Source organism: Pseudoalteromonas sp. S8-8, from assembly GCF_000497875.1.
Taxonomy (GTDB): Bacteria; Pseudomonadota; Gammaproteobacteria; order Enterobacterales; family Alteromonadaceae; genus Pseudoalteromonas; species Pseudoalteromonas arctica.
The window spans coordinates 82,286-97,097 of record NZ_AUTR01000010.1 but is presented as its reverse complement, the minus strand read 5'-3'; the positions used below and the strand labels follow the sequence as shown (position 1 = coordinate 97,097).

15 protein-coding genes and 2 rRNA genes are annotated in these 14,812 nt (G+C 41.7%); 11 read left to right on the top strand and 6 right to left on the bottom strand.

Annotated features, from left to right (window positions below):
- The first annotated feature begins 21 nt into the window (after positions 1 to 21).
- The 10 genes from L659_RS0102620 to L659_RS0102575 all read left to right on the top strand — a co-directional run bounded on the left by L659_RS0102620 (position 22) and on the right by L659_RS0102575 (position 9,777).
- A 23S ribosomal RNA gene (locus L659_RS0102620) occupies positions 22 to 2,912 on the top strand.
- 149 nt (positions 2,913 to 3,061) lie between these two features.
- Positions 3,062 to 3,176: ribosomal RNA gene (rrf, locus tag L659_RS0102615) — 5S ribosomal RNA — on the top strand.
- A 570-nt stretch (positions 3,177 to 3,746) separates the two neighbouring features.
- Entirely contained in the window at positions 3,747 to 4,679 is a 933-nt protein-coding gene (locus tag L659_RS0102610; RefSeq protein WP_007579759.1) for a hypothetical protein, read from the top strand.
- A gap of 26 nt (positions 4,680 to 4,705) precedes the next feature.
- Entirely contained in the window at positions 4,706 to 5,605 is a 900-nt protein-coding gene (locus L659_RS0102605; protein ID WP_024589503.1) for a DUF350 domain-containing protein, read from the top strand.
- 3 nt (positions 5,606 to 5,608) lie between these two features.
- Positions 5,609 to 7,330, top strand: coding sequence for a polyamine aminopropyltransferase (locus tag L659_RS0102600; protein WP_024589502.1), 1,722 nt, complete (start codon positions 5,609 to 5,611; stop codon positions 7,328 to 7,330).
- Between the two features lie 79 nt (positions 7,331 to 7,409).
- Positions 7,410 to 7,823, top strand: coding sequence for a YjfI family protein (locus L659_RS0102595; RefSeq protein WP_008170558.1), 414 nt, complete (start codon positions 7,410 to 7,412; stop codon positions 7,821 to 7,823).
- A 24-nt stretch (positions 7,824 to 7,847) separates the two neighbouring features.
- On the top strand, positions 7,848 to 8,540 hold the full coding sequence (locus L659_RS0102590) for a PspA/IM30 family protein (RefSeq protein ID WP_004335088.1): 693 nt from the start codon (positions 7,848 to 7,850) through the stop codon (positions 8,538 to 8,540).
- A 74-nt stretch (positions 8,541 to 8,614) separates the two neighbouring features.
- A complete protein-coding gene (locus L659_RS0102585) occupies positions 8,615 to 9,253 on the top strand; it encodes a DUF4178 domain-containing protein (protein WP_010554827.1) in 639 nt (212 codons plus the stop codon).
- Positions 9,250 to 9,576, top strand: coding sequence for a hypothetical protein (locus L659_RS0102580; RefSeq protein WP_010554828.1), 327 nt, complete (start codon positions 9,250 to 9,252; stop codon positions 9,574 to 9,576). Before L659_RS0102585 ends, L659_RS0102580 begins: the two co-directional genes overlap by 4 nt.
- A gap of 15 nt (positions 9,577 to 9,591) precedes the next feature.
- Positions 9,592 to 9,777: a hypothetical protein gene (locus L659_RS0102575; protein WP_010554829.1), complete on the top strand. Its 186-nt coding sequence runs from the start codon at positions 9,592 to 9,594 to the stop codon at positions 9,775 to 9,777.
- A gap of 29 nt (positions 9,778 to 9,806) precedes the next feature.
- Here the strand turns inward: L659_RS0102575 and L659_RS0102570 are convergent, their stop codons facing one another.
- The 5 genes from L659_RS0102570 to L659_RS0102550 all read right to left on the bottom strand — a co-directional run bounded on the left by L659_RS0102570 (position 9,807) and on the right by L659_RS0102550 (position 12,902).
- Positions 9,807 to 10,208 carry a hypothetical protein gene (locus tag L659_RS0102570; RefSeq protein WP_024589501.1) on the bottom strand — a complete coding sequence of 134 codons (402 nt, stop codon included), beginning with the start codon at positions 10,206 to 10,208 and terminating at the stop codon, positions 9,807 to 9,809.
- A 10-nt stretch (positions 10,209 to 10,218) separates the two neighbouring features.
- On the bottom strand, positions 10,219 to 10,752 hold the full coding sequence (locus tag L659_RS0102565; RefSeq protein ID WP_024589500.1) for a hypothetical protein: 534 nt from the start codon (positions 10,750 to 10,752) through the stop codon (positions 10,219 to 10,221).
- Positions 10,753 to 10,861: 109 nt separating this feature from the next.
- The gene (locus L659_RS0102560) at positions 10,862 to 12,238 is read right to left on the bottom strand and encodes a class II fumarate hydratase (RefSeq protein ID WP_024589499.1); all 1,377 of its coding nucleotides are present in this window, start codon (positions 12,236 to 12,238) and stop codon (positions 10,862 to 10,864) included.
- 11 nt (positions 12,239 to 12,249) lie between these two features.
- Positions 12,250 to 12,615, bottom strand: a complete 366-nt coding sequence (locus L659_RS0102555; protein ID WP_231388425.1) for a hypothetical protein — start codon at positions 12,613 to 12,615, stop codon at positions 12,250 to 12,252.
- A 101-nt stretch (positions 12,616 to 12,716) separates the two neighbouring features.
- The gene (locus L659_RS0102550) at positions 12,717 to 12,902 is read right to left on the bottom strand and encodes a hypothetical protein (protein ID WP_010554833.1); all 186 of its coding nucleotides are present in this window, start codon (positions 12,900 to 12,902) and stop codon (positions 12,717 to 12,719) included.
- A 199-nt stretch (positions 12,903 to 13,101) separates the two neighbouring features.
- Between L659_RS0102550 and L659_RS0102545 the strand changes: the two genes are divergently transcribed.
- The gene (locus L659_RS0102545) at positions 13,102 to 13,692 is read left to right on the top strand and encodes a DUF938 domain-containing protein (protein WP_024589498.1); all 591 of its coding nucleotides are present in this window, start codon (positions 13,102 to 13,104) and stop codon (positions 13,690 to 13,692) included.
- Here the strand turns inward: L659_RS0102545 and L659_RS0102540 are convergent.
- Entirely contained in the window at positions 13,669 to 14,808 is a 1,140-nt protein-coding gene (locus tag L659_RS0102540) for a GNAT family N-acetyltransferase (protein WP_024589497.1), read from the bottom strand. The genes L659_RS0102545 and L659_RS0102540 overlap by 24 nt on opposite strands.
- Positions 14,809 to 14,812 lie beyond the last annotated feature (4 nt).

Below are 14,812 nucleotides of genomic sequence, written 5' to 3'. Positions count from 1 at the left end.
AAAGACCCGTTTGGGTTGTATGGTTAAGTGACTAAGCGTACACGGTGGATGCCTTGGCAGTTGGAGGCGATGAAGGACGTATTAACTTGCGATAAGCTTAGTCAAGCTAGTAAAAAGCGCTTGAGACTAAGATTTCCGAATGGGGAAACCCACCTGCTTGCAGGTATCGTTAACTGAATACATAGGTTAACGAGGCGAACGCGGAGAACTGAAACATCTAAGTACCCGTAGGAAAAGAAATCAACCGAGATTCCGAAAGTAGCGGCGAGCGAAATCGGAACAGCCCTTAAGCTTATTATGTGTTAATGGAAGGCTGCTGGAAAGCGCCACGATACAGGGTGATAGTCCCGTACATGAAAAGACATTTTAAGTGAAATCGAGTAGGTCGGAGCACGTGAAACTTTGACTGAATATAGGTGGACCATCATCTAAGGCTAAATACTCCCAACTGACCGATAGTGAACCAGTACCGTGAGGGAAAGGCGAAAAGAACCCCTGTGAGGGGAGTGAAATAGAACCTGAAACCGTGTACGTACAAGCAGTAGGAGCCCACTTGTTGGGTGACTGCGTACCTTTTGTATAATGGGTCAGCGACTTATATTTTGTAGCGAGGTTAACCGAATAGGGTAGCCGTAGGGAAACCGAGTCTTAACTGGGCGAATAGTTGCAAGGTATAGACCCGAAACCCGGTGATCTAGCCATGGGCAGGTTGAAGGTTGAGTAACATCAACTGGAGGACCGAACCCACTAACGTTGAAAAGTTAGGGGATGACCTGTGGCTAGGAGTGAAAGGCTAATCAAACCGGGAGATAGCTGGTTCTCCCCGAAATCTATTTAGGTAGAGCCTCGGACGAATACTTACGGGGGTAGAGCACTGTTAAGGCTAGGGGGTCATCCCGACTTACCAACCCTTTGCAAACTCCGAATACCGTAAAGTAATATCCGGGAGACACACGGCGGGTGCTAACGTCCGTCGTGAAGAGGGAAACAACCCAGACCGCCAGCTAAGGTCCCAAAGTCATAGTTAAGTGGGAAACGATGTGGAAAGGCCCAGACAGCCAGGAGGTTGGCTTAGAAGCAGCCATCCTTTAAAGAAAGCGTAATAGCTCACTGGTCGAGTCGGTCTGCGCGGAAGATGTAACGGGGCTAAACTATGCACCGAAGCTGCGGATTCAGAATTTATTCTGAGTGGTAGGGGAGCGTTCTGTAAGCCGTTGAAGGTGTACCGGGAGGTATGCTGGAGGTATCAGAAGTGCGAATGCTGACATGAGTAACGATAATGGGAGTGAAAAACTCCCACGCCGGAAGACCAAGGGTTCCTATCCCATGTTAATCAGGGTAGGGTAAGTCGACCCCTAAGGCGAGGCCGAAAGGCGTAGTCGATGGGAAACAGATTAATATTTCTGTACTCGATATAATTGCGATGGGGGGACGGAGCAGGCTAAGCAAGCATAGCGTTGGTAGTCTATGTGAAAGTGAGTAGGGCGTTTGTTTAGGTAAATCCGGACAAACACTAAACCTGAGACACGAGACGAGTCACTACGGTGATGAAGTTGCTGATGCCATACTTCCAGGAAAAGCCTCTAAGCTTCAGATTATATGGAATCGTACCCCAAACCGACACAGGTGGTCAGGTAGAGAATACTAAGGCGCTTGAGAGAACTCGGGTGAAGGAACTAGGCAAAATCGTACCGTAACTTCGGGAGAAGGTACGCTCCTATCTGTGATGAGACTTGCTCTCTAAGCGGACGGGAGCCGCAGTGACCAGGTGGCTGGGACTGTTTATTAAAAACACAGCACTGTGCAAAATCGCAAGATGACGTATACGGTGTGACACCTGCCCGGTGCCGGAAGGTTAATTGATGGGGTTATCCTTAGGGAGAAGCTCTTGATCGAAGCCCCGGTAAACGGCGGCCGTAACTATAACGGTCCTAAGGTAGCGAAATTCCTTGTCGGGTAAGTTCCGACCTGCACGAATGGTGTAACCATGGCCACGCTGTCTCCACCCGAGACTCAGTGAAATTGAAATCGCAGTGAAGATGCTGTGTACCCGCGGCTAGACGGAAAGACCCCGTGAACCTTTACTACAGCTTGGCACTGAACATTGAACCTACATGTGTAGGATAGGTGGGAGACTTTGAAGCAGCGACGCTAGTTGTTGTGGAGTCAACCTTGAAATACCACCCTTGTAGTTTTGATGTTCTAACGTTGGCCCCTGAATCGGGGTTACGGACAGTGCCTGGTGGGTAGTTTGACTGGGGCGGTCTCCTCCTAAAGAGTAACGGAGGAGCACGAAGGTTGGCTAAGTACGGTCGGACATCGTACGGTTAGTGTAATGGTAGAAGCCAGCTTAACTGCGAGACAGACACGTCGAGCAGGTACGAAAGTAGGTCATAGTGATCCGGTGGTTCTGAATGGAAGGGCCATCGCTCAACGGATAAAAGGTACTCCGGGGATAACAGGCTGATACCGCCCAAGAGTTCATATCGACGGCGGTGTTTGGCACCTCGATGTCGGCTCATCACATCCTGGGGCTGAAGTCGGTCCCAAGGGTATGGCTGTTCGCCATTTAAAGTGGTACGCGAGCTGGGTTTAGAACGTCGTGAGACAGTTCGGTCCCTATCTGCCGTGGGCGTTTGAGAATTGAGAGGGGTTGCTCCTAGTACGAGAGGACCGGAGTGAACGAACCGCTGGTGTTCGGGTTGTCATGCCAATGGCATTGCCCGGTAGCTACGTTCGGAACTGATAAGCGCTGAAAGCATCTAAGCGCGAAGCAGGCCTCGAGATGAGTTCTCACTAGACTTTTAAAGTCTCTGAAGGGCCGTTGAAGACTACAACGTTGATAGGCAAGATGTGGAAGTGGTGTGAGCCATTAAGCTAACTTGTACTAATTACCCGTGAGGCTTAACCATACAACGCCAAACGCGTTTTATGTGATAGTGAAACAAGCGAAGAAGTTAATATAACTAAAGTAGAAATTACTGAAAAGACTTAAAAAATATTATCAGATATTTTCCAAATTCAGTTAGTGCGTAGCGATACGGATTAACGCCCAAATTTGCTTGGTGACAATAGCGTTTTGGACCCACCTGATCCCATGCCGAACTCAGTAGTGAAACGAAACAGCGCCGATGATAGTGTAGCATTTGCTATGTGAAAGTAGGACATTACCAGGCTTCAAATTGTAGAAAGCCCGAATTTAACAATTCGGGCTTTTTTACGTCTGAAGAAAAGTGAAATGCGCGCAATTAATACACACCCACATCAACACCTAGCACGTAGGGCGAGCGTAGCGACTCCCGACGTTAAAATCACAACAAAACCCCTCAATATCTCAGTCGGCCAATAAAGTAGCATTTGCTACGTGACTTTCTACCGCTGTGGGCACTATGACATTACACAAGCTTCACATTGTAGACAGCCTAAATCTAACGATTCGGGCTTTTTTACGTCTGCAGAAAAGTGAAATGCGCGCAATTAACACACACTCACATCAACACGCATCACGTAGGGCGGGCGAGCGCAGCGACTCCCGACGCTAAAATCACTGTAAGTACCCCCTTATAACGCTTAAACTTCAATTCTAACCTTACGATATAGCTTAATATTTTCACTAAATTCTCAATAAATCAGACCCTGATTACAGAGTCCCACGTTTCTTCTCATTTTGTTGCAATTTCATTCTTGGTTTAATAAGTGACCTGTGTAAAACTACCTGAGTTAATTTAGTAAATCAGGTGACATGAATGTCGAATATTAAAGCTTGGAAACTTATAAGCCTGTTTTGTTTGTTCGCAGTGCTTATGGGTTGTCAATCGAAAGAAGAGCAGCTGCAACAAACAATTCAAGAGTCTATTAAAAAGGTAGATACGGAGCTGTCTCAGCTTGGTACTGCACTCGATAATGGAAGTGTACGCAATGCTGTGTTACTTAAAGAATATGGCGAGCTTCTTAAAAAACAACAACCAGAGCTTACAAAAGTTGTTGATGTAATTACCCTTGATGCAACGCGCCAAGGCGCACTTTATAGTGGCTTAACACAGCGACTTAAAGATATTAAAGGAACTTACTTAATTCCTCCTTACGAAGATACGTTACATAGCATTGATTTGTTGCGTGATGCATCTAAACCTACGCTATTTTCTGATGCGTTAACCGATCCTATTAATATGCTAGCTGATATGTCCAAAGGCACTTTAGCGCGTGTAGGCGCAATTAGTAAGCAAGCTGAAGGTGAGGGTGTTGGTAACCAAATGGTAGGTAACCCTAACTATGGTAACTGGCAATCAAATAGTAACGGTATTAGCTTTTGGCAATGGTACGGAATGTACCGTATTTTAGGTGATGTATTTGATCGTGTTGAATATGGAAGCTGGAGTAAGCGCCGAAAGTATAGCTATTACAATGACTATGGCCGCTCGCGTTATTCAAGCCCTAAACAAATTAAAACCCAAAGCGCTTTAGAAACACGCACGCGCCAAACATACCAACGCCAAGGTAAGCAGTTTACAAGCCCTTATGCGAGTAAAAAAACAGGTGCATCAGGTTTAAGCCGTAGTAGTTATACGCCAGCAAAAAGCCGCAGTAGTTATTCTCGTTCGAGCAGTTATAGCAATAGCTCAGGATCGGTGCGTGATAGCGGTAGCAGAACCTCTCGTGGCGTGAGCCGTGGTAAGTAAAAGAATAAAGTTGGAGTTAGAATAATATGTATGAATTTAATGGAATAACTATGTGGTCACTGCAAGCGCTGGCGATTGATTTTGCAATTATTGTTTTATTATTTGTAAGCCTTAAATATATAAAAGGCTGGGTTTCAAACTTACATGCAAATGATGAAATAACAGAGCGTGATAACTTTGCTTTTGGGATTAGCTTTGCCGCTGGCTTAGTGGCACTGGCGATTGTATTAACGGGTGTAAGTAGCGGAGCTTTTGCTGCAACACTGCAACAAGAAGCACTGCAAATGTTAGCTTATGGCGCATTAGCAATTGTACTTATTAAGTTGGGCCACTTTTTTCAAGATAAAGTAGCGCTTCGTAAAGTAAGTCTGCACGACGAAATCGTTAAAGGTAACGTTACGGCTTCAATAATTGATTTTGGTCATGTTGTCAGTGTTGCTATCGTTATTCGCTCAGCTCTTTTATGGGTGGCTACTGACGGTTGGCATGGTCTTCCAATTGTAATTGCCGCCTTTATTATAGGTAGTGTTGTATTACTACTTGTTAGCCAGTACCGAGTGCAGTTATTTAAACGTACAAATAAAAGTGGCGACTGCCTACAACAAGCAATTGTTGATGGTAACTTAGCTGTGGGTATTCGTTACGCTGGATTTTTAGTAGGTAGTGCATTAGCTATTACAGCAGCAACGGGTGTTGCACCTTACGCGGCTGATAATATTAATGCGAGTTTACTATACTGGGCTATTAGCGCAGTAGTGAGCCTTGTTGCATTTATTATTTTGCACTTAGTGACAATTAAAATAATTTTATCTGGTTGCGATATTTCCGATGAAGTTAATCGTCAAAAAAATGTAGGTGTAGCTACTATTTCTGCAGCAGTATCATTTGCTGTAGGTATCACTATGGCAACATTACTAGGCGCATAATCAGTGTCATCAACCAACACTCCCCCAAGTAAGTCTCGCTTACTTGGGCACGATATACTACTTATTACTGTTATGGCCGTGCTTGCTGGGTGCGGCCTTATTTATGAATACTTACTGTCTCATTATGCGGGCCGTGTACTTGGCTCGGTAGAGAGCGCTATTTACGCCATGATCGGTACTATGATTGTAGCAATGGGCTTGGGCGCTTTTTTAGCGCGTTGGTTTAAAGATGCATTTACCGCTTTTGCTTGGCTAGAAAGCATTATTGCTTTGGTTGGCATGGGCTGCATTTTAGCGATAGCGGGTGTAATAGCAGTTAGTTATTCTCTTCCTCATTTATTTTCGAGCATTTTTAATTTACCCCCTGATGTTGTACTTAATGGTTACGTATTTCAAAAGCTACAAGAGTGGTCACGTTTTCTACCTTATGTTTTTGGTTTAATACTGGGCTTATTTATTGGTATGGAAATACCGCTTATAGCGCGCATTCGTCAGCACGTTTATGGCCGTTTTTTAGAAAACAACGCAGGGACTATTTATGGTGCCGATTATATCGGTGCTGGTATTGGTGCAGCCATTTGGGTAAGTATCATGCTCTCAATGCCTATAATGCAAGCTGCAGCGTGGACGGCGTTATTTAATATCATTGCGGGGCTCGCGTTTTTATGGCGCTACCATACCCATGTGCGCTTTGCTAAGGCACTTTTAGTTTGCCATATAGTATTACTGGCATTATTTGGCTTTATTTTAGTATTTGGCAGTAGCTGGATGAACAATCTAAGTAATGTTTTATACAAAGATAAAGTAATTTATTCGCAAGCAACTAAATACCAACACGTAGTTTTAACCGAAAGATTAAGCAAAAACCAACCTCAGCCAATTACCGATTTATATTTAAATGGGCGTTTACAGTTCTCAAGTATTGATGAGCAAATATATCACTCAATGCTGGTTTACCCTGCAATGCTTGCCTCTAACAGACACGACCGTGTATTAATAATTGGTGGTGGTGACGGGCTTGCACTTAGAGATGTTTTAAAGTGGCCTGTAAGTGAAGTAACGCTAATAGATTTAGACGCGCAACTACTGAATTTATTTGGTCATAAAGACGGTGACTTTACGCCGCCAGAGCACATCAATAAGCGATTGCTACAGCTAAACAATAAATCGATGCATGATTCGCGAGCCAACATAATTGTGGGTGATGCATTTTTAGAAGTTGAAAAACTGCTTGATCAATCTAAGCAGTTCGACACTATTTTAATTGATTTACCTGACCCTAATCATCCTGATCTAAATAAAATGTACAGTGACTACTTTTATAATCATGTACGGCAGTTATTAGCACCCGATGGCGCAATGGCGGTTCAATCAACCTCACCTTATCACGCTAAAAAAGCGTTTTTAAGCATTGCTAAAACAGTTAAAGCTGCTGGGTTTGAGTATGTTGAGCAGTATCAGCAAAACATACCTTCTTTTGGGCAGTGGGGCTGGACTATAGCGACTAAAATGGGGCAGTCGGCCAGTGGCCGTATTAATGATGCGACGGCTATGCCTGTGCCATCAAGATGGATTAGTAAAGAATATTTATTGGCAAGTTTTGTATTTCCTAACCACTACTTTGAACAAGTTAAAAGTATTGAGGTCAATAGGTTAGGGTCTGGTCAGTTGTATGATTACTACCGAACTGCATGGCAAATAGAAAGCGAATTGTATAAAAACTAATAAAACATGGTTGACATAATATGTCGACCATGAGAATCTTAACTCAGACATAATATGTCAAACGACAAAAGGCAGAGACATGGAATTAAATGAACTTTCAATAAAATTAGCTTCTTTTGAAACTGAAGGCGCTAACTTTGAGTCTTTCTTGATTGCCAACCCAGGCGAGCAAGATGTTTTACAAGTCATTGTTGATGGAAATGATGAGCTTCCAATTTTTGTTACGCAAACGCAAGAGCAGTTATTATGTATTAGCTACTTGTTTGACGAAGATGAAGTTAAAAGTGAATTACGCGACGAATTAAACGAAACATTATTACGTTTAAACGTGCCAATTCCACTGAGTGCATTTGCTAAAATCGATAACAAATACGCGATTTTTGGTGCACTGTCGGTAAATTCATCATTAGATGACGTTACCCACGAACTAGTGACATTAGCCGATAACGCTATCGATGCACTAGAAGCCGTGACCTTGTATTTAAACGATTAATAGCCAGTTAGTGGAGTTAAGATTATGAGTATTTTAAAAAAATTATTTACAGCAGTACGTGGCGGCGCTCGTGAAGCAGGCGAAGCAATTGTAGACAAAAATGGCATCCGTATTTTTGAGCAAGAAATTGCAGACGCGCAAAATGCACTTCACCGAGCTAAAAAAAGCCTTACTGAAGTAATGGCCAAAGAAATGCAAACTAAGCGTAAAATTAGCGCTGTAGATGCATCAATCGCTGAACATGAAGCGTATGCAGGCCAAGCTCTTGAAAAGGGCAACGAAGCATTAGCATTAGAAATTGCAGAAAAAATTGGTGACTTTGAAGCTGAAAAAGCTGAAAACGAGCAAGTATTGTCTGGCTTTAGCAATCACATTGTTGCGCTTAAGCAGCAAGTTAAAGATGCTGAAAAATCGATTAAAGAGAATCAGCGTCAGCTTACAATGGTTAAAACCACTGAAAGCGTACAGCAAGCAACAATGGCTGTTAACAGCACACTTAATACAAACAGCTCGTCTATGACATCGGCTCGTCAATCGCTTGAACGCATTAAACAGCGCCAACAAGATCGAAGTGACCAGCTTGGTGCTGCAAAGCAACTTGAGTCAGACGTAAATGGCGATGACTTAAAAGCAAAAATGGCTGAAGCAGGCATTGGCGACACAAGTCCAAAAAGCGCTGATATTTTAGCTCGCATCAAAGCGAAGCAAAATAGCTAACCATTACGTTTATACTTTAAAAAGGTAACCGAGTTTTTCTCAGTTACCTTTTTTGCTTAGAAGGCAGCCTTCCTATGTTTAATTTTTTCAAATCTAAAAAAGAGCCAGAACGTCAACTTAATCATCCGAGCGATCTTAAAAAAGGCGACATGTTTAGCGTTATTGATTCATTTGCCTATCCTGCATGGTTAAAGGGTGAAACGTTACGTGTTACTGATATTCAGACTTACCAATATCAGCACAGTAGTGATACTGAATTTGTACTTGAGACAAATAGCGGCCAAGTTGTATTTTTACAAATTGAGCAAGATGACGGCGAAGAGTGGGCTAACTTTTCTATTAAAATTCAGCGAAACGAAGTTGAAGAGATATTTAGCCTTGATGAGTTTGCGCGTATTTTTGATGAAGAGTCGTTAACCCACATTACAGTGCAAAATACACCAGAGCGCTTTATGCAGTTTTTAGCTAAAAGCTACCAACAAAGCGAGTCGCCTTATGTGTGTTATTTCCATAATAAAGACTACCGCAACCAAGCATTACCTCGTTATGAGCAAGAAGGTGGCGAGCCATGTGAAATGATTTGCTTAGCGTCAGATAATGAAGGCTTTGGTTTAAATATCGAAATTTGGGATGGCGGCGAAACCGAAGTATCGCTAACGCTCATGCGTCCAATGTCAGACATTGTAGACTTGTTTCCCGGAGACGCTAAGTGAGTGATGCTAAAGACAAGTGGTTACGTCAGGAACAAGCTGTACGTGCCACACAAATGGCATTTGATCTAAGCAGCGAAGTTCAAAAACTGATAAAAAAGCAGGCAATTGATCAAGAGCTAACGCCGTCAGATATGATCCGAAAAATACTTGGCTTAGACGTAAAGTCTAAAAAAACGCGTCAACGTTTATCGTTTAACTTAAATGATGATGAAATAGCGCAACTAGCCAGTCGCTTTGATGTACAAAGCGATGATAAGCGAGCCGTAAAACAACAAGTAGCTGATTTATTAATAGCTCACACTAAAAATAAAAAAGTGAAATAATTTAATTAGGTTTTTATGAATATTATTTTAATTGCTTACTTAATTATTTTTGCGTTGTTTGGTACTGCGGCGAGTTATTTTGTACGCTTTATTTATGCGTATTGGGTGCTTAAAACAATGCCCATGAAATACATTATTAAAGCGGGTGTTTGCGTGGTACTGGTGGTAGTAATTTCAGCGTTAATTCCGTATTTAAGTTAACGCTGAAATTAGCTTATACGCGGCCGTTTTTATTTTATATCAAACGACTGGCATTGGTGGTTAATACACAGCGATTGCACTTCAAGTACAGGAGAACAATCAGTTAAGCCTTGTGCTTTATTTTGTATGTTTTCTTGTTTTGTTATTTGTTGAGCAAGCTGTTCTGCTTCTTCTTGAGATGTGTTTAGCGTTGAATAAACAGCATATTTACTCGGTCCGCCGCATGCGCGGGCGCCCACTTCAAGTACTTTGCACTGAAAGCTTGCAGTGCAGCTGTTATTACTCACCATGTTATTCAGATCATAGTTTAAGTCAGATAAGTTTTTACTTTGCTCATTTGACGTCACAGTACTAGCACAACCACTTAGTAATAAAATGCTGCTAGCAATGCTTAAAATTGATAGTTTAATTGCCGATGGTAAACAACTCATAACGTTATCCTTAAAATGCACTTACCGCTGAGCCTTCAAGTTTAACACATTTATTTTCAACACACTGCGTGCTTGGCGTTGTTAAATGCTGACAAATGCTCATCATCCCTTTTTGTGAATTATAACTACTTTCAAGCTTAGTAATTTTGTCGCTAAGGGCAGCTACTTGTTCCTCAGATGCTGCGTTTGTTGAGTACACAACAAAGCTGCTTGGCCCGCCACATGCGCGACTACCTACTGCATTTACTCTACATTGAGTGCTTGTATCACATTGTTTATCTGCAATTAGTGTATTTAATTGGGTTTTGGCTGCTTTTATATCGTCTATTGAAACGTTTTTTAAATCAGCTTTTGGTATTTTTTCAGCAACTACGTTCTTTTTAGTATTTTCTTGTAATTGAGTGTTTTCTTTTAGCTTTTGTAGCTCTTGCTTTGGTGCTTCAGTTTCTGAGGTGATTGTTACTTGCTGCGTTTCAGTGGGTGCTTTATCTAAGCATGCAGTTAAACAAAGTGGTAAAAGTATGGCTAACAATGGGGTACGCATAACAAACCTTGATAGTGATGAAATATTCATCACTATCATACACGGTGCATTTTTTACGGCAATAAAAACTATATTATCAAGTAATTAAAGCAGTGAAAAATATCGTTTATTAAAGTCCACCCTGCGTTAGTTTGGTGGGGTTAAGTAGTTTTTCGAGTTCACTGCGTGGTAAATCGGTTTCTTGTTCGGCTACATCAATAATAGGGCGGGCTTCTTTATAAGCCTGCTTTGCTATTTTTGCTGCTTTTTCATAACCGATCACCGGATTAAGTGCCGTCACTAAAATTGGATTTTTAGCGAGCGCTTTATCTATATTAGGCTGATTTACCTTAAAGCTGGCAATGGCTTTATCGCCCAATGCCTGCGCGCTATTGGCAAGTAATTCTATGCTTTGTAAAATATTATACGCAATGACTGGCAGCATAACGTTTAGCTCAAAATTACCCGCTTGGCCTGCTACGGTAATCGTGGCGTCGTTGCCAATAACTTGTGCGCTTACCATGGCTGCGGCTTCTGGTATTACTGGGTTTACCTTACCTGGCATAATAGATGAGCCCGGTTGAAGTGCTTCAAGCTCTATTTCACCTAAGCCCGCAAGTGGTCCTGAGTTCATCCAGCGTAGGTCGTTCGCTATTTTCATTTGTGCTACAGCGAGTACTTTTAATTGCCCAGAAAGCGCTACTATAGCGTCTTGTGAGCCTATGTTATAAAAAAAGTTACTACTAGGCGTAAATCTAATGCCTACATTGGCACTCAGGTTTTCTGCAAATTTGGCTGCAAATTTAGGGTCGGCATTTATTCCTGTTCCAACAGCTGTACCGCCTTGTGCAAGTTCGCATACACGCTCTAAGCTATGTCTAATTCCTGCTGCGGCATGATTAACTTGTGACTGCCATGCACTGAGTGTTTGATCAAACGTTACAGGCATTGCATCCATTAAATGCGTACGGCCCGTTTTAACTATATGGCCTACTTCAGCTTTTTTCTTTTCCAGGCTTTGCGATAAGTTTTCAAGCGAAGGAAGTAATTCATACACTACATTTATTGCGCTACTGAGTGCGATAGCAGTAGGGACTACATCGTTAGAGCTTTGCCCCATGTTTACATCATCATTAGGGTGAATGCTTTCACTGCCTAATCGGCTAGCAAGCGTTGCAATAACTTCGTTGGCATTCATATTTGAGCTTGTGCCAGAACCTGTTTGAAAAATATCAACGGGGAAATGCTCAACATGCTCGCCATCAATAATACTTTGACAAGCTTGCTCAATAGCATCGGCTTTAGTTTTACTTAAATGACCAAGCTCGCAGTTACTTTGCGCAGCAGCTTGTTTTATATAAGCCAGTGCAGTGATAAATTGCTTTGGCATAGATAAACCACTAATGGCAAAGTTATTAACTGCTCGTTGTGTTTGCGCCTGATAGAGCGCATCAGTAGGTACTTGTAGCTCGCCCATGCTGTCTGATTCTGTTCTAAAGTTGCTCATAAGTGTGCTCCTTAAAAAGGGTTGAATTCGTGACTAAGAATACGAGCTTCACGCTCAAGTATTAAAAATTGTGCAGTATTGTTATGCACTTTATAAAACCGTTTTAGTGCTAATAAAGGTTTGTATAACTGCTCTAAACATTGTTTACGAATAGCATTATGTATAAGAGGGTCGCACATTTTGTTCATAATTTCATGGTGTGTGCGTCTAAGATAAAACTCTTGAAGCAAGGGATTATGTTGTTGCTCAAATTTTTTGGCGACGTTAAGGGCGGTTTCTATGTAATCGGCAACGAGCATGGGTGCATGCAGGCCAGGTCTTAAGCAATGACAAGAGAGTTCTTGATGGTAACGATGCTGGGCATAATTTAAAGACATAAAAAAACCGACTCAATTTAACGATAATAGTTATCATTACATTTAATCGGTTTCAGTGTAAACAGTTATTATAAAAATTATTTGTGATACTAATTTGAGTATTAATTGTAGCCAAGAATAAATATCTGATCTGTTTCATGTTTGGTCATCGCCTGTTGATTATGTTTAGGGTGCGAAAGTAAATCGATTACTGTAGCTCTCATATCAACGGCGTAACTATGATCGTCGGTGGTTTTTTCGGTTATAGCAATGGCCGCGTCTACAGCGGTATAAGGGGGTATATGCATAATTTTATCCTTTGAAATTTAATATAAGTTAAACCCTTTAGTGGGTTAACAATATAAAGCATATTACGTACCAACCATAATGATCCGGCTCAACCATATGATAGTTATAGTATTTAAAAATTACCTTTTTTTCATCACGACAAAATAAGCTAAATTTGCTTTACTGTTGTGCATTAATCTACAATTTTGGTGCACAGTAATGACAAAGCCATTTTCACAAGCCTGTGAAAACAATAAAACCCCTATTTTAGAGCAATTAAAAGTTGTATTAAAAAATACTAAAACAGTACTCGAAGTTGGCTCAGGAACCGGCCAGCATAGTGTTTTTTTTGCAGAGCAATTACCAAATTTACAATGGCATACAAGTGATCGCGCTATAAACCACGAAGGGATTAACTTATGGCACCGCGAAGCTAATTTAACTAATTTGCATGCACCACTTGAGCTTGATTTAAATAATGAGTGGCCAGTAGATAAGGTTGACGCTATTTATACTGCAAACACATTTCATATTGTAAGTTGGCAATTAGTTGAGCGTTTTTTTGACGGTGTTAAACGCCACTTAAATAGCGACGGTATGTTGTGTATTTATGGGCCATTCAAATACCAAGGTGAATTTACCAGCCCAAGTAATGATGACTTTAGTGCCTTTTTAACAGAGCGCGATCCGTTAAGTGGAATAAGAGATTTTGAAGCAGTTGAACAACTAGCTAAGCAAGCAGGGCTTACGCTTATTAGCGATACAGCCATGCCTGCAAATAATCAGTTACTCGTTTTTAAACGGCAGTAATGAGCTACATTGCTCTTTATATATATCAATATGGCCGCGTTCACGCTTTAAGTAGTCGCTTATTGCATTACTAAAGTCGCCATCAACAATATGGTGAGCAGAGTAGGTAAGTACGGGTTCAAATCCGCGTGCTATTTTGTGCTCACCTTGTGCACCCGAATGAAAACAGTTGAGTTTATGCTTTATTGCAAACTCAATACCTTGGTAATAACACAATTCAAAGTGCAGCGAATCTACTTCCTCACTTGCTCCCCAGTAGCGCCCATAAAGCGTATTTTTACCTACTAAACTAAGTGTTGCAGCAATCACGTTATCGTCTCTTTTGGCCAGCATAATAACGAGAGTATTAGCCATTAAGGCATGTAAAAGCGTAAAAAACTCCATATTTAAATAGCCCAAATGACCAGAGCGCTTTAAGTAGGTACGCTGATAAAACTCACAAAACAATTGCATTATCTCGGGCGTAATTTGCGTTCCTTGCAGCCATTCAATATCAATGTTCTGTTGCGCTATTTTAGCTCGCTCTTTTTTAAGTGACTTACGTTTTCGTGAGCTAAGCATCTGCAAAAAGTCGTCAAAGGATTCATAACCTTTATTAAACCACTGAAATTGCACACCCACTCTTAACATGGCGTGTTGCTCAGTTAATGAGGTGGCTTGGGCTTGGTCGCAAAAATTAACATGCCATCCCGACCATCCTTGCTGAGCACTGTGTAAGCTAAGTTGCTCTGTAATGTATTGATATACCGCATTTGGATTAGCGTGCTCGATAGCAATGCGCTTGCCTTCAATAGGGCTAAAAGGAATGCCAGATAGCCACTTGGGATAATATTCTAAACCGTGTTTTTCGTATGCCTCAGCCCAGGCCCAGTCAAATACATACTCGCCGTATGAATGACTTTTTAAATACCCGGGTGCAAGTGCAACGAGCGTATCATCTTCAAAAATAGCGAGGTGATGGGGCTGCCAACCGCTTTTTTGTGTTACGCATTGGCTTTGTTCAAGGGCATATAAAAAAGCATGTTGAGTAAATGGTTCATCACCAAATAAACGTTGCCACTGCGCCTGATCAATCTCATTAATACTGCTAAACCATTGGTGCGAAAACGTTCCCATGACT